The 20,622-nt window shown below is 68.1% G+C and carries 15 protein-coding genes; 2 read left to right on the top strand and 13 right to left on the bottom strand.

Annotated features, from left to right (window positions below):
• Window positions 1-5 precede the first annotated feature (5 nt).
• On the top strand, window positions 6-2,618 hold the full coding sequence (locus EOD43_RS22880) for a GAF domain-containing hybrid sensor histidine kinase/response regulator (protein WP_420822472.1): 2,613 nt from the start codon (window positions 6-8) through the stop codon (window positions 2,616-2,618).
• A gap of 88 nt (window positions 2,619-2,706) precedes the next feature.
• Here EOD43_RS22880 and EOD43_RS22885 read toward each other — a convergent pair whose 3' ends face one another.
• Genes EOD43_RS22885 through EOD43_RS22895 form a run of 3 tightly spaced genes read right to left on the bottom strand, consistent with a single transcriptional unit; the run spans window position 2,707 to window position 4,771 of the window.
• The gene (locus EOD43_RS22885; RefSeq protein WP_127746747.1) at window positions 2,707-3,408 is read right to left on the bottom strand and encodes an NAD(P)H-dependent oxidoreductase; all 702 of its coding nucleotides are present in this window, start codon (window positions 3,406-3,408) and stop codon (window positions 2,707-2,709) included.
• A complete protein-coding gene (locus EOD43_RS22890; protein ID WP_127746748.1) occupies window positions 3,405-4,289 on the bottom strand; it encodes a crotonase/enoyl-CoA hydratase family protein in 885 nt (294 codons plus the stop codon). Before EOD43_RS22890 ends, EOD43_RS22885 begins: the two co-directional genes overlap by 4 nt.
• Window positions 4,290-4,300: 11 nt before the next feature.
• On the bottom strand, window positions 4,301-4,771 hold the full coding sequence (locus EOD43_RS22895) for an Lrp/AsnC family transcriptional regulator (RefSeq protein WP_127746749.1): 471 nt from the start codon (window positions 4,769-4,771) through the stop codon (window positions 4,301-4,303).
• 93 nt (window positions 4,772-4,864) lie between these two features.
• On the opposite strand from EOD43_RS22895, the gene maiA reads away from it, so the two are divergent.
• Window positions 4,865-5,500, top strand: coding sequence for a maleylacetoacetate isomerase (gene maiA / locus EOD43_RS22900; RefSeq protein WP_206363630.1), 636 nt, complete (start codon window positions 4,865-4,867; stop codon window positions 5,498-5,500).
• 154 nt (window positions 5,501-5,654) lie between these two features.
• Here the strand turns inward: maiA and trxA are convergent, their stop codons facing one another.
• The 10 genes from trxA to EOD43_RS22950 form a co-directional block, all read right to left on the bottom strand.
• Window positions 5,655-5,975 (bottom strand): thioredoxin TrxA, encoded by a 321-nt coding sequence (gene trxA / locus EOD43_RS22905; RefSeq protein ID WP_127746750.1) that lies wholly within the window; start codon window positions 5,973-5,975, stop codon window positions 5,655-5,657.
• A gap of 52 nt (window positions 5,976-6,027) precedes the next feature.
• Window positions 6,028-9,465 carry a double-strand break repair helicase AddA gene (gene addA, locus EOD43_RS22910; protein WP_420822473.1) on the bottom strand — a complete coding sequence of 1,146 codons (3,438 nt, stop codon included), beginning with the start codon at window positions 9,463-9,465 and terminating at the stop codon, window positions 6,028-6,030.
• On the bottom strand, window positions 9,462-12,542 hold the full coding sequence (addB, locus tag EOD43_RS22915) for a double-strand break repair protein AddB (protein WP_206363631.1): 3,081 nt from the start codon (window positions 12,540-12,542) through the stop codon (window positions 9,462-9,464). The genes addA and addB overlap by 4 nt, the downstream gene beginning before the upstream one ends.
• 101 nt (window positions 12,543-12,643) lie before the next feature.
• On the bottom strand, window positions 12,644-13,138 hold the full coding sequence (locus tag EOD43_RS22920; protein ID WP_127746752.1) for a GAF domain-containing protein: 495 nt from the start codon (window positions 13,136-13,138) through the stop codon (window positions 12,644-12,646).
• 7 nt (window positions 13,139-13,145) lie between these two features.
• Entirely contained in the window at window positions 13,146-13,559 is a 414-nt protein-coding gene (gene arfB / locus EOD43_RS22925; protein WP_127746753.1) for an alternative ribosome rescue aminoacyl-tRNA hydrolase ArfB, read from the bottom strand.
• Window positions 13,546-14,214: an RluA family pseudouridine synthase gene (locus tag EOD43_RS22930; protein ID WP_127746754.1), complete on the bottom strand. Its 669-nt coding sequence runs from the start codon at window positions 14,212-14,214 to the stop codon at window positions 13,546-13,548. Before EOD43_RS22930 ends, arfB begins: the two co-directional genes overlap by 14 nt.
• A 109-nt stretch (window positions 14,215-14,323) precedes the next feature.
• A complete protein-coding gene (locus EOD43_RS22935; protein ID WP_127746755.1) occupies window positions 14,324-15,316 on the bottom strand; it encodes a DUF2891 domain-containing protein in 993 nt (330 codons plus the stop codon).
• Complete coding sequence (locus EOD43_RS22940) at window positions 15,313-16,290, bottom strand: DUF979 domain-containing protein (protein WP_127746756.1); 978 nt, start codon at window positions 16,288-16,290, stop codon at window positions 15,313-15,315. Before EOD43_RS22940 ends, EOD43_RS22935 begins: the two co-directional genes overlap by 4 nt.
• A complete protein-coding gene (locus tag EOD43_RS22945; protein ID WP_127746757.1) occupies window positions 16,287-16,949 on the bottom strand; it encodes a DUF969 domain-containing protein in 663 nt (220 codons plus the stop codon). The genes EOD43_RS22940 and EOD43_RS22945 overlap by 4 nt, the downstream gene beginning before the upstream one ends.
• Entirely contained in the window at window positions 16,949-20,530 is a 3,582-nt protein-coding gene (locus tag EOD43_RS22950; RefSeq protein ID WP_127746758.1) for a hydantoinase B/oxoprolinase family protein, read from the bottom strand. Before EOD43_RS22950 ends, EOD43_RS22945 begins: the two co-directional genes overlap by 1 nt.
• Between the last annotated feature and the right edge of the window lie 92 nt (window positions 20,531-20,622).

Genomic DNA, 20,622 nt, shown 5'->3' on the forward strand with positions numbered 1-20,622 from the left:
GAATCGTGGACACCCAGACCGTAGAGACGCGTGATCCGCTGCTGTTCCTGGCAGGCGGCGGGGAGATGGGCGATCGGATCGCGGCGTTCGACTGGTCCGGCTCGCTCGGGCCGATCGAAGCGTGGCCGCAATCGCTCAAGACCATCGTCGCCTTCGTCGTCCATTCGCCCGTGCCGATCGTGATGCTGTGGGGCGAAGACGGCATCATGCTCTACAATGACGGCTATTCGGTCTTTGCGGGCGATCGCCATCCCGTGCTGCTGGGCAGCAAGGTGCGCGAAGGCTGGGGCGAGGTCGCCGACTTCAACGACAATGTGATGAAGGTCGGGCTGGCGGGCGGGACGCTGGCCTATCGCGATTTCGTGCTGACGCTGAACCGGACGGGGGAGTTCGAGGACGTCTATCTCGATCTCGATTATTCGCCGATCTACGACGATGACGGCGTGCCCGCCGGCGTGCTGGCGATCGTGATCGAGATCAGCGACCGGGTGCGCGCCGAACGGCAATTGCTGGCCGACGGCGATCGACTCCGCTTCCTCGACGCGCTGTCGCGCGCGACCGAGGCGAGCCGCGACGCCGACGAGATTTTGACCGTCACCACGCGGATGACCGGCGAACATCTGGGCGTATCGATTTGCGCCTATGCCGATATGGATGCCGACGAACGCGGCTTCACGGTGCGCGGCGGATGGTCCGCGCCGGGCGTGCGCAACGCCGTCGGCCATCACCGCCTGACCGATTTCGGGCAACTTGCGGTGTCGACGCTGGGCGAAGGCCGCCCGCAGATCATCAACGACAGCCGCGCCGAACTGCCCCCCGCCGACGCCGCGACCTATCTGGCGCTCAATATCGAAGCGACCGTGTGCATGCCGCTGGTCAAGGAAGGCCGGCTGATCGCGCTGATGGCGATCCATCGCGACAAGCCGCACCACTGGACCGAGGCCGAAATCGCCCTGATCCACGAAGTCGCCGAACGCAGTTGGGCGCATGTCGAACGCGTGGGTGCCGAGGCCGAACTGCGCGAGACGGCCGAGCGGCTGCACTTCCTGAACGAAACGCTGGAGGCGCGCGTCGCCGAACGCGCGGCCCAGTTGCAGCAGAGCGAGGCGACGGTCCGCACCGTCTTCGAAACATCGTTCATGGCGCAGGGGCTGCTGACCCCCGAAGGCCAGGTGCTGTACGCCAACACGACCGCGCTGTCGGCGATCGGCGCGACGCTGAACGACGTTGCGGGCCGCGACTATTGGGACACGCCGTGGTTCGCGACCACGCCCGGCATGGCCGATCGCGTGCGTGAAACGGTGGCGAGCGTCGCGGCAGGCGAAAGCATCCAGTTCACGATGCCGCTGCACCTGCCGACGGGCGAGCGTGTGTACGAATTCTCGATGCGCCCCGCCTTCGATCCCAATGGCCGGATCGTCGCGCTGGTGCCCGAGGCATCGGAAGTCACCGCGCGTGTCCGCGCCGAAGATGCGCTGCGCCAGGCGCAGAAGATGGAGGCGGTCGGCCAGCTGACCGGCGGCCTCGCGCATGATTTCAACAATCTGCTCGCGGCGATCAGCGGCAATCTGGAACTGCTGGAAAAACGGATCGATCAGGGCCGCGTCGCGGGCCTGCAACGCTATATCGACAATGCGCAGGGCGGCGCGCGGCGCGCGGCGGCGCTGACGCAGCGGCTGCTGGCCTTCTCACGCCGCCAGACGCTCGATCCCAAGCCCACCGACGTCAACCGGCTGATCCTGGGCATGGAGGATCTGACCCGCCGATCGATCGGCCCACTCAACGAACTGGAAATCGTCGGCGCGGCCGGGCTGTGGACCACGCGGATCGACGCGCCGCAGCTTGAAAACGCGCTGCTCAACCTGTGCATAAACGCGCGCGACGCGATGGCGCCCAATGGCGGGCGGATCACGATCGAAACCGCGAACAAATGGCTCGACGATCGCGCGTCGATGGAACGCGACATGGCGCCCGGCCAATATATCTCGATCTGCGTCAGCGATACCGGCACCGGCATGGACGCGGAGACGATCGCGCGCGCCTTCGATCCCTTCTTCACCACCAAGCCGCTGGGCGAGGGAACCGGTCTCGGCCTCTCGATGGTCTATGGCTTTGCGCGCCAGTCGGGCGGGCAGGTGCGAATCTATTCGGAGGTCGGGCGCGGCACGACGATGTGCATCTACCTGCCCCGCCACCACGGCACGGCGGAGGAAGAGGCGCTCGCCCACTCCGGCGAGACGGATCATGGCGATGGCGAGCGCGTGCTGGTGATCGACGACGAACCCGCGATCCGCGCTTTGGTGGTCGAGGTGCTGGAGGATGCCGGCTATATCGCGATCGAGGCGCCCGACGGGCCGAGCGGGCTGCAGATATTGTCGACCGATCAGCGGATCGACCTGCTGATCACCGATGTCGGCCTGCCCGGCGGCATGAACGGCCGCCAGGTCGCCGATGCCGCGCGCGTCTATCGACCGAACCTGCGCGTTCTGTTCATCACCGGCTTTGCGGAGAATGCGGCCGTCGGCAACGGCCTCCTCGCGCCGGGGATGGAGGTGATCACCAAACCCTTTGCGATGAAGGCGATCTCGACCAAAATCCGCGATCTGATGGATCGATAGATAACCGTCATCCCGGCGGAGGCCGGGATCTCAGGCGTCTCTAGCACACCGCGCCTCTCCGGAGATCCCGGCCTCCGCCGGGATGACTTCATTTCGGAGCGAAACTGTCATCGAACTTCGTCAGGTCCGGCATCGGCAGCGCGGGCAGATTCTCCCACCGCGCGACATGGCCGCCCAGCGCCTCCAGCATCGCCACCCGCGCGTCGTGCGTCACATACGGCGCGTGCCATGCGACGAACGGCTCGAGCACGTCGAACCCGACATAGCCCAGCGCCCCCTGCAGAAAGTGGCGGAGCATGCCGGTTTCCAGCTCACCGTGGATCGATCCCGGCCCAAACATATGCTCGCGCCCGCCCAGCGAAAACGCCGCGAGCGCCTTCTTGCCCTTGAGCCCGCCCGCGCCATAGACGCGCCGCCCGCCATAAAAGGGGCCGGAGATGAACACGCGGTCGATCCACCCTTTGAGGATCGCGGGCACGCTGAACCAGAAGACCGGGAAGGTGAAGACGATCAGGTCCGCCGCCAGCACCTTCTCGATCTCCGCCACGATATCGGGCGCGAGCGTGCCGGCATCATAATTGGCCCGCTGTTCGAGCGCGTAGGTCAGGTGGTCCGCATTCTTGCGGCTGCCGAAGTCGGCGGGCGACAGGACGGGGTTGAAGCCCATCGCATAAAGATCGGACTGCGCGATCTCGGCGCCTTGCGCGGTGAGCGTCGCGACCGCGACGTCGCGCATCGCGGCGACGAAGCTGTCGCTTTCTGAATGGGCATGGACGATCAGCGCCTTCACTTGGTGTCTCCCCACGGATCGAATGGTAGCGCGGAGGCCTTGCCGGTGAAATCGGGCGGGCGCTTCTCCAGGAAGGCCGCAACGCCCTCCTTCCCGTCGCCGATGCTGGAATAGAACATCGCCAGCGAATCCACCCGATGCGCGTCGATCGGGTGCGGCAGGGCCGCGTTCCGGCGCATCATCTGCTTGGCATAAGCGATCGCGACCGGGGATCGATGTTCGGTAAACTTGCGCGCCAGCCCCATCGCCTCGGCAAGCAAAGCGTCGCGATCGTCATGGACGCTGCGCACCAGCCCGCCGGCCTTCGCCGTCTCGGCATCGAGGATATCGGCCGACAGCACCCATTCGAGCGCGGTTTGCATCCCCACGATCCGCGGCAGGAACCAGGTCGAGCACGCCTCCGGCGTCACCCCGATCCGCCCGAAGACGAAGCCGATCCGCGCATCCTTGCTCGCGAGGCGGATATCCATCGCCAGCGTCATCGTCGCGCCGATGCCGACCGCGGGGCCGTTGATCGCGGCGATGACGGGCTTGATGCAATCGTGGATCGCCAGCGTCACCCGCCCGCCCGTATCGCGCACGCCGCGGTGGATTGCGGGATCGTCGAGCCGGTCGGTCATGTCGGCCATCGTCGGCGCCTGGCTCTCGTCCAGCCCGAAGACATTGCCGCCGGTGCTCAGGTCCATCCCCGCGCAAAAGGCGCGCCCCGCCCCCGTCACCACGATCGCGCGGATCGCATCGTCGGCATTGGCGCCGCGGAACAGGGCCTCCAGTTCGTCGGCCATCTCGACCGTGAAGGCGTTGAGCTTGTCGGGCCGGTTCAGCGTGACGAGCAATATGCCCTGCGCGTCCAGTTCGGTCGCCAATGTCGTGTAGGTCATGTCCCTCCCCCTCAGACCGGTATCGCGGTGCTATATTTGATCAGACCCAAGGCGAAGTGCGACGATGCCGTCAACACCGCCGGATGGCCCAGCAGGCTGCGCATCAGGAAGCGTTCGTAATCGCCGACATCGGCGACCACGATCCGCAGCAGATAATCCCAGTCGCCCGACATCGAGAAACATTCGAGAATCTCAGGCGCGGCGCGGGCGAAATCCTCGAACGCGGCGCGATCGGCTGGCGCATGGCTGCGCATCCGCACGCTGCACAGCACGTTGACCCCGCGCCCCACCCGATCGGGATCGACCAGCCGCACCGTGCCGATCAGCACGCCCGCCGCCTCCAGCGCCTTGATCCGCCGCCAGCACGAGGCCGCCGACGCGCCCACCTCCTCGGCCAGATCGGCATGGGTGAGCGCGCCGTCGCGCTGGAGCGCTGTGACGATGCGGCGATCGATCGCGTCAAGTTGATGAACCTGTTTCATATTCGCGCCGTTCCGATGCAGATTGCACAGCGATAGCGGCGATCGTGCGAAATATGAAACGCCATCACGCCCCAAGTCTGCGAGGATGCTCCCATGCTGACCCTTCACGATTATTGGCGATCGGGCGCGGGCTATCGGGTGCGGATCGCCCTCGCGCTCAAAAACGTGCCGCATGATCGCGTCACCCACGATCTGCGCACAGGTGCCCAGCGCTTGCCCGATTATGTCGCGCTCGCGCCGCAAGGGCTGGTGCCCGCGATCGAGGCCGACGGGCTGACGCTGACGCAGAGCCTCGCCATCCTCGAATGGATCGAGGAGACATGGCCCGATCCCGCCTTGCTCCCGGCCGACGCATCGGGCCGCGCGATCGTCCGGTCGATGGCGGCCCTGGTCGCGTGCGACATCCACCCACTCAACAATCTGCGCGTGCTGAACGCGCTCAAGGCCGATCTGGGCGCCCAGCAACCGCAGGTCGACGCCTGGATCGCGCGCTGGATCGGCGATGGCTTCGCGGCGCTCGAAACCCTGATCGCGCGCCACGGCGCGGGCTTTGCCTATGGCGACACGCCAACGATCGCCGATTGCTGCCTGGTGCCGCAGGTCTATTCGGCCGAACGCTTTGCGGTCGATCTGACGCCCTACCCCCACATCGTCGCGGTGGCGGCGCGAATGCGCGCGATCGACGCGGTCGCGGCCGCGCATCCGTCACAACAGAGCGACGCCGACTAATCCCAAAACGACAAACGCGCGTCACGACGATTGCCGTGCGCGCGTTCACCTAAATCGTCATTGCGAGGAGCCGCAGGCGACGCGGCAATCCACTCCGAACTGCGGAATGGATTGCTTCGCTACGCTCGCAATGACGAGAAAAAGTCAGCCGAACTTACAGTTCGCCTTCAAGCCAGCCCTTGAGCTGGCTCTTGGGGGCCGCGCCCACCTTGGTGGCGGTCGGCTGGCCGTTCTTGAACAGGATCATCGTCGGGATGCCGCGCACGCCGTAACGGCCGGGGGCATCGGGATTCTCGTCGATGTTCAGCTTGGCGATCGTGACCTTGCCGCCCAGTTCCTCCGAGATTTCCTCAAGGCTCGGGCCGATCATCTTACACGGGCCGCACCATTCGGCCCAGAAGTCGACGAGGACGGGGCCTTCGGCGGAAATCACATCGGTCTGGAACGACGAGTCGGTAATGGCTTTGGTCGGCATGGGACTGAAACTCCTTCGTTGCCCAGAGATGTAAGGCGGGTCCGCGCCCCGCTCAACGGCCTGTCGCCTGCTTTTGCTCCGCCCCCCTAAAGCCCGGCTTGTGCGCTTCGAGCAGATCGGGCGGCAAGGCCATCAGGGTCGGGCCGCTGGTATAGAGCAGCCCCGCCTCGATCCGACGGCCGGGAAATATGGTCGCAAGCGCAGCGGCATAGGCCCCCATCTGCCGCTTATGATGCCCTGGCACTGCCTCGACCGAACCCGGCACGCGCCGCCCGGTCTTGAAATCGACCACCATCACGCGATCCGGCGACACGAGCAGCCGATCGACCGTGCCGGCGATCACTTCGCCATCGACCACCGCCGCGATCGGCGCTTCGGCAAGCGCATCGGACGCGAATACGGCCGCGAAATCGGGATGGTCGATCACCGCACAGGCATCGGCCACCAGAGCGCGTCGTTCGTCCACGTCCGCCACGCCCGCCGAATGTTCCAGCCAGCGTTCAGCGGCACCCGCCCGGTCGGCCGGCGCCACGCCCGGCAGCCGTTCGAACAATTGGTGGAGCAGCGAACCGCGTTTCGCCGCCACACGCATCGCGGGCGAGGGCGGCGGATCGGCGACCTCGTCCGGCCCCAGCGACGACGGCGCGAGCGGACGCGGCGGCCTTTCCTCGCGCGGCGCTACAGCGCGCAGCCAGCCGGGTTCGGTGATGACCGGCAGGTCGCTGCGCGGCTTCGGCTCCTTGCGGGCGCCCGCCGCCACCGGTGCGCTGCCCCGGAAATGGCTGGCCGTGCCCCACAGTTCATCCTCGACCGGCTCGGCGCCCAGTCCCGTCATCGCCGCCTCGATCGCGCCATACCAGCTACGTGCGGGCGGCACGCCCTTGGCGCGCGGGCCGAGCGCGCCGCCGATCACCAGATGCTCCTCGGCGCGGGTCGCGGCGACATAGAGCAGCCGCCAATGCTCAGCCGCCTCGCGCGCGGCGTGATCGTCGGCGTCGCGGCGCAGTTCGTCGACCATCTCGTCCTTCTTGGGACGCGGGACGGGCACCGGATCGGCCTCCTCATCGATCCGCCAACCGAGCGTCGCACCCCGGTTTGCATCGGGATCGCCGGTCGCATCGGCTAGGATGACGAGCGGCGCCTGCAACCCCTTGGAGCCGTGCGCCGTCATCACCCGCACCGCATCGGCGGGGGCGGAAGGATCGCGCGTGATCTCGACATCGCCGCGATCGAACCAGTCGAGGAAGCGCTGGAGCGACGCCGTCGCCACCCCTTCGAACTGGAGCGCGGCGTTGAGCAATTCCTCGATCGGATCGCGCGCCTCCTGCCCCAGCCGCGCGATCAGCCGCGCGCGACCCTGCATCGGGCCGGTGAGCATATGTTCGAGGAAGCGATAAGGCGTGGTGAAATCGGCCTGTCCGAGCAGATCGTCGAGCATCGCGACCGCATCGTCCCCGCTCTCGCGCACCGCCTTGAGCAAGCTGCCCTTGCGCCCGAAACCGACGTCGTAAAGCCGCTCCTGGCTCCACCCGAACAAAGGCGAGACGAGCAGCGCCGCGAGGCTGAGATCATCCCCCGGTTGCAGGGCGAAGCGCACCGCCGCCAGCAAATCGCGCACCGCCAGCGGTGCATTCAGCCGCAGACGATCGACGCCCGCCACCGGCACGCCCTCAGCATGGAGCCGCGCGACGATCAACGAGGCGAGGCTTCCGCGCCGGCGCACGAGGACAAGAATATCCTCGGGCCTGAGCGTCCGCCCCAGCCCCGGCATGTACATCGGCTCCTTGAGCCACAACCGTATCTGCCGCGCGAGCCGGGTCGCGAACTCGCGCGTCGCATCATTCTCCCAGCTTTCCTCGCCCGCATCCTCGATATCGTCGACCGCCTCGATCGACAGCGGTTTCCAAAGCGTCACCTGCCCCGGCAGATGCGACCGTGCCGACATATGCGGTTCTGCGATCTGCTGAAGCCCCAGCCCCTCGCTGCCCAGATCGGCGATCATCCGGTCGACCAGCTCGAGGACCGGCGGCGTAGAGCGGAAGCTGCGGTCGAGCGACAATTCGGCGAACTCGCGATCGCCGCGTATTGCCTTCAGCTGGAACGCGATGCGCGCGCGTTCGAAGGCGCGCGGGTCGGTGCCCTGGAAACCGAAGATCGCCTGCTTGAAGTCGCCGACAGTAAACATCGTCCGCACGACCCGGCTGTCGCGCGCGCCCTCGCCCGCGAAAAACTCGCCCGCCAGCGCCTCGACAATGTCCCATTGCGACCGGTTGGTATCCTGCGCCTCGTCGACAAGAATATGGTCGGTCTGCTGATCGAGCTTGTAGCGGACCCATTCGCCCATACCCGGCGTATCGAGCAGGCGCACGGTCGCGCGGATCAGATCGTCGAAGTCGACCAGCCCGCCCGCCCGCTTCGCGCCCTCATAGGCCAGCGCATAGCTCTGCCCTGCGCGGAGCGCCGCACCGAGCAGGCTCGCCAGTGCTGCCTTCATCCGCAGTTCGATCAGCGCGCGCACCTGCTCGACCAGCCGCTCGCAATGCGGGACGTAGAGCGGTTCGGCGTCGATCAGCTTTTGGGAGTATTTGCGCGGGCTTCCATCCTTGGTCAGCGCCACCCCGATGATGTCGTCGAGCATCGCCGCGCGCGAGGCCGCGCTTGCGTTGATGAAAGCGACGACGCGATCGGCATCCTTCAACCCCGTCGCCGTGCCCCACGTGCCATTGGCCTGCGCGATCGCATGGAAGCAGCCCATGTCGAGCGCGTCGCACCGTTCGACGATCACGCTTTCGACATCGCCGATCGGCACGCCCAGCGCCATGCGCAGCCGCGCCTCGATCCCCTCGCGCATCCCCAGCGCGCGCATCGCGTCGGGCCGCCGCGCGCAATCCATCAGATAGCTTTCGGCCTTGTCCTCGCCCAGCCGGCGGCTGAGCGCCTGCACATCGCGGATTAGCGGCAGATCGCCGCCTTGCGTCGCATCGGCCAGCATCGTCGCAAGCGTCGAGCGCGCGAGCGCCGCCTCCTCGCGCCCCTCGATCGGGCGAAAACCGGGCACCAGCCCAGCCTCCGCGGGGAAGCCCGCGAGCAATGTCTGGCAGAAGGCGTGGATCGTCTGGATGCGCAGACCACCGCCCGGCGCCTCCAGCACCCGCGCGAACAATGTGCGCGCGCGGGCGACGGCTTCCGGGCTGTCATCCTCGCCAAGCTGGAACAATTCCTTCTTGAGTTCGGTCGCCTTCAACCGCGCCCAATAGGCCAGCCGTCCGTGGATACGCTCGGCCATCTCCGCCGCGCCCGCCTTGGTGAAGGTCAGACACAGGATGCTCTCGGGCCGCCGGCCGTTGAGCAGCAGGCGCAGCACCCGCGCGGTCAGGACGTGGGTCTTGCCCGTGCCCGCCGACGCCGACAGCCACACCAGCGACCCCGGATCGGATGCCGCCTTCTGCTGCTCCATCAGCTTCTGGAGGGGTTTCAGCCGCTTGCTCACTGGCCGCGCCCATACCATTCGTCGAGGCGCATCAGCTGATCGAAATCCCCATAAGGCGCATGTTCGGGGTGGAGCTTGGCGGTGAACGGCTCCAGCCCCGTCAGCCACTTGCCCGCCGCTTCTTCAAAGACGCGCGCGGCCAGCGGCATGAAATCGGTCGGGTCGATCCCGCCCCGCCCGCCAACCGGCGTCGAGATATAGCCGAGCAATCCGCTGCCCACCGCCCGCGCCAATGACCAATATTCGAAGGCTTCGGGCGTGCCCTCGATCACGGCGTCCTTTTCATCCTTGAACCCGCCATGTTCGGCGATCAGGCCCAGCAGCCCCAACTGCATCGCATAGCCGGCGGCCACCTGCTTGCCCTTGGGTGGCGTGCCCGTCTTGTAATCGACGATCGCAAGGCCGCCGCCCGGCAGGCGATCAATCCGGTCGACCGTGCCCTTCAGCGTCACGCCAGCGATGCGCGTCGTCCCCTTCACCTCGGCGACCAGCGGCCGGCGATTGTCGCGCTTCATATCGCGGAAGAAATCGGCAAACTGTCCGATCGCCTCCAACAGGCGCGGCTCCCACAAGGCGCGCATCACCGGATGCGCCGCCATCGCGTCGAGCATCGCGCGGGCGCGGGGCAGCAATTGTTCGGGATCGGCCCCATCCTCCAGCATCCACGCTTCGAGCACGGCATGGACCGCGGTGCCGCGCCACGCCGCGGTCGGATCGGCATCGACCGCGTCGAGCGGATAGAGCTTGAGCATCGCGTCGGCATAGAAAGCGTAGGGGTCCGCCTTGAGCCGATCGAGCTTGGTGACGGCGATCTCCTTGGGGCGATGCTCGACCGGCGGCACCGGCGCGGGGCGGCGCGCGGGCGGCACTTCGGCCGTGCGATCGAGCGCCAGCGCCCAGCTGCGCAGCGCCGGATGCTGCGTCATCCCGCCGGTCATCGCCTCCAGCCGCAGCCAGAATCGCGACGCGATCGTCGGCGCGCGCGCATCGCGGCGGGCGCGGGTGACGATCACCTGTTTCGCGCCCAGCGCCATCGCAAAGTCGTGCGCGGACAGCCCGATCCGCCGTTCCAGCCCCGGCAGCCCCAGTTCGGCGCGGATGCGCGGCGCGAGCCACGGATCGGGGCTGGGCAAGGTCGGCCAGATGCCCTCGTTCAACCCGCCCAGCACCATCAGATCCGCCTGTTGCAAGCGCGCTTCCAACAGACCCCAGATCGATACGCGCGGATGCCCGCCCTGCGGCGGGCGCACCGCCTGCGCATCCGTGAAGCCGCGCAGCATCGGCACCAGCCCCGCCGGATCGAACCGTTCGGGGCCGAGCGGCGCCGCCGCCTCCAGCTCCGCAATCATATCCGCCGCCGCGCGCCCATCCGGCCCCGCCCAGGCGGCGTCGCCGGTGAGCGCGGTCGCGGCTTCGCGGAGGGCGGCGAGATAGGATGCAAGCGTTCCGCCCTCCTCCCCCTCACCGCTCGTGTCGAGCGAAGTCGAGACACGTTCTCCCATGCCAACATCCCTCGACGTCGCTCGGGATGAGCGGAGTGGGGTGGATGGGTTGGAAAAGGCAGCCTCCAACGGCTCCAGCAGCTTGCGCGCCTCCCCCCAGAAGCCCAGCGCCGCCTTGCGCTTCCACGCCGTATGCCGATCGCCGTCGAGCAGGAAGGCGGTCACCCCGCCCAGTCCCGGCGCCGGACGCGGCCCACGCAGCGCGACGTCGAGCGCGCGCGCGCCCTCCAGCCAGTCGAGCCGTTCCTCACCCTTCATCACCAACGGATGCTTGAGCAAGGCGAGCAGCGGCACCGGCGCGAACCGCTCCGCCGCTGCCTCGGCAATGCCCAGCAGCAACGCACCCGCCGGCGTCAGCGACAGCGGCGTGCCTGCGCTGTCGTCCGCCACGATGTCCCAGCGTTTCAGATGCGCCGCCACGCGCCGCGCCAACGCGCGATCGGGCGTCACCAGAGCGGCCGTCCGCCCCGGCGTCTCGATCGCGCCTCGCAACGCGATCGCGATCGCCTGCGCCTCCTCGGCCGGATTGGCGAGTTCGATCGCGCGCACGCCCGACAGGCGGCGTTCGGCATTGGGCAAGGTCGCCCATTTGTCGGTGAACTCGGCAGGCGCCATCGCATTGGCAATCGCCCGCGCGCGCACCGCCGCCGCATCGCGCCGCCCGCCCCAGCGCCAGTTCTGCACCTCACCGCGCCCGACGCCCAGCCGATCGAGCAGCAGCTTCATCTGGAATTGCGGATGCGTCTCGATCGAGCGCCGGGGGGCCATGCCTTCCTCGCGCGCGAACGGCCCCAGCGCATCCCACTCGGCGGCCGGCCCGCTCGCATCGAGGCCGGGCAGCACGACCATCCCCTGCGGCAGCCGCGCGATCACATGGAGCAGTTCGGCCACCGCCGGCGCCCCGCTGCTGATGCCCGCCGCGACCACCAGCCCCTGCGGCGGCGCATCGCGCCAGCGCGCGCCGAGGCCACGGAGCAGCCGGTTGCGCCGATCGGCCATGTCGATCTGCCTGCGCTTCGCCAGTTCGCCCGGCCAACGATCGGCCACCGCCTCCAGCACTGACAGCGCACGCCGCCAGTGATCGGAAAGTTCGGGATTTTCGACCGCCTTGGCGAGATCGGCGGTCGTCACCCCCTCGATCGTCAGTTCATCGATCGTGCGGGCGAGGTCCGCCGCCAGCCGTACCGCCTCCGCCCCTTCGACCGGCTCGCCCGCCAGCACGCGCGCCTCACTCACCAGCCGCGCGAGGATGAACTGCCGCTCGACCGGATCGATCGCGGGCGGCACCGGGTCGCTCAACAGCGGATCGAACAGCCCGCCCAGCCGCTCATCGAGATTGGGATCGCCCACCGCGATCAGCCGCGGCAGCAGCAACCCGCCCTCGGCCCGCCTTACGAACGCATCCGAAATCGCCTTGCCCGCACGATTGCTCGGCACGAACAACGTCGCCCGCGCAAGGCCGAGCGGCTCGTGCCGCGTCATCGCAATCAGCCCCGCCGCAAGCGCATCGGCAAAGGCACGGTTGGCGGGGATGGTGAAAACGGACGGCATGGATGGCGCGATGCTAGTGGTCATGCCGAAGGCCGTGAACCCCGATTACGTCGAAAACGGTCGTCATCCCCACGGAGGCCGGGACGACGGCGTGTAGGAAGTTTCCTATAGGAAACTTTTGGCCTTCACCCCGCGATCCGCGGCCCCAGCACCGCCATCAGCTCCGCGCAGCCGACGACGTCGTCATGGTCGAAGCGGCCGGGGATCGGGCTATCGAGGTCGAGGACGCCCAGAAAGCGGCCCTCATGTTCGATCGGCACGACCAGTTCGGAGGCGGAGGCCGCGTCGCAGGCAATGTGGCCGGGGAAGGCGTGGACATCGGCGACGCACTGGATCTCGCGCGTCGCCATCGCGGCACCGCACACGCCGCGCCCGTTTTCGATCCGGATGCACGCCGCCTTGCCCTGGAACGGGCCGAGGACGAGGCCGGTCTCTGCCGCGTCGACCCGGTAAAAGCCGGCCCAGTTGAGATCGGGCAGGAATTCCCAGATCAGGGCGGCCGCATTCGCCATGTTGGCGATCGGATCGCGCTCGTCCGCCGTGATCGCGCCGATCGCCGAGAGCAGGTCGGCATAGAGGGTCTGCTTGTCCGAGCCGGCCTTGGCCGCGAAATCATACATTCGAAAACTACTCCAGGTTCGGCCGGGCGCGGCCGCGCTTGATCTGGCCCCGCGATGTCTTGGCTTCAACCCGCTTGGCCTTGGCGGCCTTGCTGGGTTTGGTCTTCACCCGCCTCTCGGGGCGGACATGGGCTGCAGCGACGAGATCTGCGAGGCGGCGGCGGCCATCCTCGCGGTTCGCTTCGCGCGTGCGGTGGCTGCGCGCGGTGATGACGATCTCGCCCTCGTTCGTCCACTTGCTGCCCGCCAGCGCCTTCAATCGCCGATAGACGTCGGGCGCGAGGCCGAGCGCGAAGACATCGAGCCGGATCTGCGCGGCCGTCGCCACCTTGTTGACGTTCTGCCCGCCCGGCCCGGTCGCGGCGAGGAAGCGTTCCTCGATCGCGCTTTCGGGCAGGGCCGGCGCCTCAGTCTTCGGCATCTTTGGCTTCGGTAAAGCCCAGCGCCTTGAACGTATCGGGCATCGGCGCGGTCGCGGCGACCGGCCCCTTGCCCTCACGCGGGACCGACAGCGACGCGGCGTGGAGCAGCATCCGGTGCCCGAGTTCGCGGCCATAGACCGGATCGCCCAGGATCGGCACGCCGATCCCGCTCGCCGCGTGGACGCGGATCTGGTGGGTGCGGCCGGTAGCAGGCTTGAACTCGACCAGCGCGCGGCCATTCACCGTCGTCACCAGCCGCCACGCGGTGCGCGCCGCCTTGCCCTTGGGGTTGCCGACCATCCGCCAGCCCGCCTCACGAGTCGAAACCTTGGCGAGCGGCATGTCGACCACGCCTTCGCTGGCTTCGGGCACGCCGTCGAGGACCGCGAGATAGACCTTCTCGACCGTCCCTTCCTCGAACGCCTGCTGAAAGCGCTTATGCGCCTTGGGCGTGCGCGCGAGCAGCAGGCAGCCCGATGTGTCGCGATCGAGCCGGTGCACCGGTTGCGGCCAGCGCTTGAACCCGAAGGCGAGCGACTGAAGATGGTTCTCGACGCTGAGGGAACCATCGCGCGGGGCATCGACCGGAAGCCCGGCGGGCTTGTCGATGATCAGCGCCTCGGCGTCGATGAAGAGGATGCGTTCGTCCAGCATTTCGGGGCTATGGCTCCTCCTTCCGCTCGTGTCGAGCGAAGTCGAGACACGTTGGCTTGGCGCGCGTGGCCGTGTCTCGACTTCGCTCGACACGAGCGGGGTCAGGAAATCACGCCTCAAGCGCCAGCAGCGCGAAGGTGGCGAGCCAATGTTCCCCCGCATAATCGTCCGCCAGATGCGGGAGTGCGGCGTGCAGATGCGCCTCCGCCGTCGTGCGCAGCAGGCTGTTGAGCGCATGTTCGCGGCCCAGCGCGCGGGCGATCCGGCGCAGGCACCAGGCGCGGCTGAGGTTCAGCCCGTCGAGATGCGCGATCTTGCCGTCGCTGCGATCCGATACGAAAGCGGGCGTGAACAGGGTCGCCGGGCGATGCTCGGCAAAGTGCGGCAGGAAGTGGCCGAACCATTCGGCAAAGCTGGGGCGATCGAGCGCAGCCGACATGAACAGGGCCTCGCTAAGCGCCGACGACAGAAACTCGTCCCCGCCCGGCTCCCACGCCTGGCAGCCGCGATCATCCTTGAACCAGCGATAGCCCGCGCGGCGGATATGGTTGGCGAGTTGTCCGTCGTGGCGCTCCGCCCAATCGAGCGACAGGGTGAGCGCGAAGGCCGAATTGAAGTGCGTGCCGACCCGGATCGGATAGGTCATCTTGCCCAGATAATCGTCGAGCCGCCGCGCGATCAGCCGCGCCATCGGCTCGATCACCGCCGCCCAAGGCGCATCATGCTCGGCCAGTTCGGCGTGGAGCGCGAGTAGCCAGCCCCAGCCATAAGGCCGCTCGAACGCCGCCGAAGCGGGGCGTTCCAGATAAGCGAGCTCGACCGCCGCCTTGTCCTGCACCAGCATCGCATCGGCCAGCGCGCGGATCGCGGGCGCGGCGTCGAGATCGGGATAGAGGCGCAGGATGCGCATCACCTGCCACCAGCCATGCACGCAGCTATGCCAGTCGAAACTGCCGTAGAAGATCGGGTGCAGCGCGGACGGGCTCGCCACGTCGTCCGGCCCCATCATCACATGATCGAGCTTGTTGGGCCATTCGCGCGTCAGATGGCCCAGGGTCAGGCGGGCGAAACGCGAGGCGGTCTGTTGATCTAGCTGGCTCATCTAAAGGCGAGCCAATAGAGCAGGCCGATATTGACCGCCAGCAGCGGCAGCGCCGTTCCCGCCTGCCGCTTTATCACGCCATAGCGATCGGACAGGTTGAGCAACGCCGCCGGCACGATGTTGAAGTTCGCCGCCATCGGCGTCAGCAGCGTGCCGCAAAAGCCCGCGAGCATCCCGATCGCCGCGATCACCGCCGGATCGCCATGATATTGGTGGATCAGCAGCGGCACGCCGATCGCCGCCGCCATCACCGGAAAGGCCGCGAAAGCATTGCCCATCACGATGGTGAACAGCGCCATGCCCAGCGCATAGGCGATCACCGCGCCGATCACGCTGCCGCCGGGGATCGCCGCGCCTGCAATCTGCCCGACGACATCGCCGACGCCCGCCAGCGCGAACACCGCGCCGAGGCTGGTCAACATCTGCGGCAACACCGCCGCCCAGCCGACCGCATCCATCAGCCGCCCGCCCTCCGCGAACGGCTCGGCCGGCCTTGGGCGCAGCCAGACGTAACAGATGCCGAGAGCGAGGATGACGCCGAAGGTCAGCGCGACGAGCGTCGTCTGCTTGGCTTCGAAAATGTCGGGAAAATGCTTGAAGACGAGCGTGCCGACCAGCGCCGTCACCGGGATGACGAGCGCGGGGAGGAACAACCAGTTTCCCTTACCCGTCATCCCGGCGGAGGCCGGGATCTCAGGCGTCTCTTGCCGCAAGCCTGTCTTCCCACCTCCCGAGATCCCGGCCTCCGCCGGGATGACGACTTGTGTCCGCATCCGCCCGCTCGCCGCGATCAGCACCAGCGCGATCGCGAGGATGCCGTTGCCCAGATCGCCCAGCCGATCGCCCGCCCACATGCTGAGCGCAATCAGCGCCCAGAAGGCGGCGTTGGCGAAGCGCCTATCCCGCGCCGCCAGCAATGCGAAAATCGCGAAGACGAATCCGCCCACCGCGTAGATGAAGGCCAACCCGATCATTTGCGTTTTGCCTTCAGCCGCCGATCGAGCAGCAGCAGCCGGAAGCCGTGGATCAGGAAGGCCGCGATCGCCGTCGGGATCGCCCACATCGACAGGTGGAACGGCTCGATGACGATGCCATAGCCTTCCAAAATCCCCTTCATCAGCAGGATCGATCCGACCGCGAGGAAGATGTCCTCGCCGAAGAACAGCCCGACATTGTCGGTCGCCGCTGCCATCGCGCGGACCTCCTCGCCCAGTGGGTCAGCCTCGCCCACCTGTGCGTCGGCGGCGGCATCGGCCATCGGGGCGACGAGCGGGCGGACGGTCTGCGCGGGGCCAGCGATCGAGAGCAATCCGGCCGCCGCGGTCAGCTGACGAAACAGCATATAGCCCATCAGCAGGCGCCCGGCGGTCGCACCCTTGAGCTTCAGCACAAGCGCGCGGGCGCGTTGCTGCAAGCCGTGGCGTTCGAGCAGGCCGATCACCGGCAGTACGATATAGATGACGGTGACGAAGCGGTTGGCGTTGAACGCCTTGCCGAACGCCGCGACGATCGCGACCGGATCGATCCCCGCCGCCAGCCCCGTCACCAGCGCAGACGCGATCACCACGGGCAGCGGATTGAAGCGCAGCAGGAAGCCCGCGACGATCACGGCGATGCCGAGCAGGACGAGCATCAGCGCCCGCAGCCCCCGCCACCCGGCGTCTCGATCACGAAGACATCGCCGGCCGTCATCTCAACCGATGCCGTCGCGCCCAGCATTTCGGCCGAGCCGTCCGCCCGCTCCACACGGTTGATGCCGGTCGCGCCATCGCCGCCACCCGCCAGCCCGGCGGGCGCGATGCGGCGGCGGTTGGAGAGGATCGCGGCGTGCATCGGTTCACGGAAACGGATGCGCCGCACCGCGCCGTCGCCGCCGCGATACGCGCCCGCCCCGCCTGAACCGCGCCGGATCGAGAATTGCTCGACCAGCACGGGGAAGCGCGTTTCCAAAATTTCGGGGTCGGTCAGGCGGCTGTTGGTCATGTGCGTCTGAACCACGTTCGCGCCGTCGAAGTCGGGGCCGGCGCCGGAGCCACCCGCGATCGTTTCATAATATTGGCGGCGTTCGTCGCCGAAGGTGAAGTTGTTCATCGTACCCTGACTGCCCGCCATCGCGCCGAGCGCCTGGAGCAGCGCGTCGGTGATCGCCTGGCTCGTCTCGACATTGCCCGCGACCACCGCAGCGGGGAAGCGCGGATCGAGCATGGAGCCTTGCGGAATATGTAGATCGACCCGCCGCATCACGCCGTCGTTGAGCGGCACGGCTTCGTCGATCAGCAAGCGCAGCGCGTAGAGGACAGCGGCGCGCACCACCGATCGCGGCGCGTTGAAATTACCAGGATGCTGATCGCTCGTGCCCGCAAAGTCGATCGTCAGGCGGCCATCGCCGACCGTGGCGGCGACGCGGATCACCGCACCATCGTCCATCCCCACGGTGGCGCCGCCATCGGCCAGCCCGTCGATCAACCGCGCGGCGGCCGCCTCCGCCTGATCCTGCACATGCGCCATATAGGCGTCGACCACGTCGCGCCCGCGCGTCGCGGCGAGCCGCCTGAGTTCGCTCGCGCCACGCGTGCACGCCGCGACCTGCGCGGTGAGATCGGCGATATTCTGGTCGACATTGCGCGATGGCCAGCGCCCGCCGCCCAGCAGCGTGCGCACTTCCCTCTCGCACAGCCGCCCACCGTCGACGAGCAGGACATTGTCGAGGATCACGCCCTCCTCCTCGACGGTGCGACTGCCCGGCGGCATCGATCCGGGGCTGATCCCCCCGATATCGGCATGATGCCCGCGCGCCGCGACGAACCAGGCGGGCGCGGCGTCGGCCTCATCGGCGAAGACCGGCATGATCACGGTGATGTCGGGCAGGTGCGTGCCGCCGTCATAGGGCGCGTTGAGCGCATAGGCATCGCCCGGCTTCATGCTGCCGGCGCGCCGCGCGATGACGGTGCGAATGCTCTCCCCCATCGACCCCAGATGGACCGGGATGTGCGGCGCGTTGGCGATCAGATTGCCGTCGGCGTCGAACAGGGCGCAGGAGAAATCGAGCCGCTCGCGGATGTTCACCGACGACGCGCTGTTGCGCAGCGCCGCGCCCATTTCCTCGGCGATGCCCATGAAGATGCCGGCGAAGATTTCGAGGCGGACGGGATCGGCCTCGATCCCCGCGCTCTGCGTGGCGAGAGGGGCGGTGCGGGTCAGGATCAGATTGCCGTGGCCATCGACCGCGCAGCGCCAGCCCGGTTCGACCACGATCGTCGAGACGGGATCGAGGAGGATCGCCGGGCCATCGATCGGGTCCGCCACATCCGCCCGGTCCATCACCGGCACCCCACCCCATCCGCTCGTGTCGAGCGAAGTCGAGACACGTTCTCCCGCGCCGACATCTCTCGACTTCGCTCGAGATGAGCGGAGTGGAGGTGGAGAGGTCGAGGACACCGCCTCCACCGTCACCATCTCGGCCACCAGCGGCGCGGTGCCGTCAAAGCCGAAGCGACGGCGATGTTCCTCGACGAACGCCACGCGCATCCCCTCCGCCGGGTCGAAGGGCACCGCGATCGCGCTGTCGGTCCCCTCGTGCCGCAGGTGAAGCTGCGCCTCGATCGCGACGCTCGCCGCGTCCACGCCCTGCGCCGCCAGATCGGCGCGCGCCTCCGCACCCAGAGCCGCAATCGCCTCGCCGACCGCCGGCGCATCGGGCGCGACGCCCAGCGATCGTTCGCGCACCGCACGGCGATCGGCCAGGCCCATGCCATAGGCCGAGAGCACGCCTGCGAGCGGGTGGATCATCACCCGCTCCATCCCCAGCGCATCGGCGACCAGGCACGCATGCTGCCCGCCCGCCCCGCCGAAACAGGCGAGCGTATAGCCCGCGACGTCATGCCCCTTGGCGACCGAGATCGCCTTGATCGCCTGCGCCATGTTCGCCACCGCGATCGCGATCAGCCCTTCGGCCGCCGCCTCCCGCGTCGGGCGCGTGCCGGTCTCCGCCTCGACCTGATCGAGCAGGGCGTCGAACCGCGTCCGCACCGCACCCATATCGATCGGCGCATCGCCGCTCGGGCCGAACAGCCTGGGGAAATATTCGGGCCTGATCTTGCCCAGCATGACGTTGCAGTCGGTGACAGTCAGCGGCCCGCCGCGCCCGTAACAGGCCGGGCCCGGCACCGCGCCGGCCGATTCCGGCCCCACCAGAAACCGCCCGTCGGCGAAGCGGCAGATCGATCCGCCCCCCGCCGCGACGGTGTGGATCCGCATCATCGGCGCTCGGATGCGCGCGCCCGCGACGATCGTCTCGTTGTCGCGTTCATAAGCGCCGGCGAACAGCGACACGTCGGTCGATGTGCCGCCCATGTCGAATCCGATCACCCGATCGAACCCTGCCTCGGTCGCGGTGCGCGCCAGGCCGACGATCCCGCCGGCGGGGCCGGAGAGGATCGCATCCTTCCCCTGAAAGCGCCGCCCGTCGACCAGCCCGCCGTTCGACTGCATGAACAGAGGCGCGCGCTCGGCAAATGCCGGCCCCAGCCCCGCGACCAGCCCGTCGACATAGCGGCGCAGCACCGGCGACAGATAGGCGTCGACCACGCTGGTATCGCCACGCCCGATCAGCTTGATCAGCGGGCTGACACGGTGGCTGACCGAGATCTGGGTGAAGCCGATCTGTGCCGCCAGTTCGGCCAGCGCCGCCTCATGCGCCGGAAAAGCATGTCCGTGCATCAGCACGATCGCGATGGCCCGGATGCCGTCGTCGAACGCCGCCTGCAGCCCGGCGCGCGCGGCGTCCGTATCGATCGGGTGCAGCACTTCGCCCTCTGCGGTCACGCGCTCGTCGATCTCGATCGTGCGGGCATGCACGGGCGGCGGGCGGCGGATCTCGCGCGCAAAGATGTCGGGCCGGTCCTGATAACCGATCGTCAGCGCATCGCCGAAGCCGCGCGTGATTGCGAGCAGGACGGGTTCGCCCTTGCGCTCCAGCAGCGCGTTGGTCGCAATCGTCGTGCCGATGCGCAGTTTGGCGGCGGGCAGCGGCCCTTGCGCAACCCCGGTCAGCATTCGCATCGCGGCGACGGCGGCGTCATCGGCACGGCCAGGATCTTCGGACAGCAGCTTTGCGGTGTGGAGCGTCCCGTCCGGCGCTACCGCCACGACATCGGTAAAGGTGCCCCCGCGATCGATCCAGAAACGCCATTCGGATTGAAGGGATGCTGTCATCGCCACGCTATCGGGCAAGCGCGACATGTCCGTCAATAAAGGGAGCCGCCCCTCCCGGTTGGGAGAGGCGGCCCAGATATGCACCCCCCGGC

This window comes from Sphingomonas crocodyli (assembly GCF_004005865.1).
GTDB classification, from domain to species: Bacteria; Pseudomonadota; Alphaproteobacteria; order Sphingomonadales; family Sphingomonadaceae; genus Rhizorhabdus; species Rhizorhabdus crocodyli.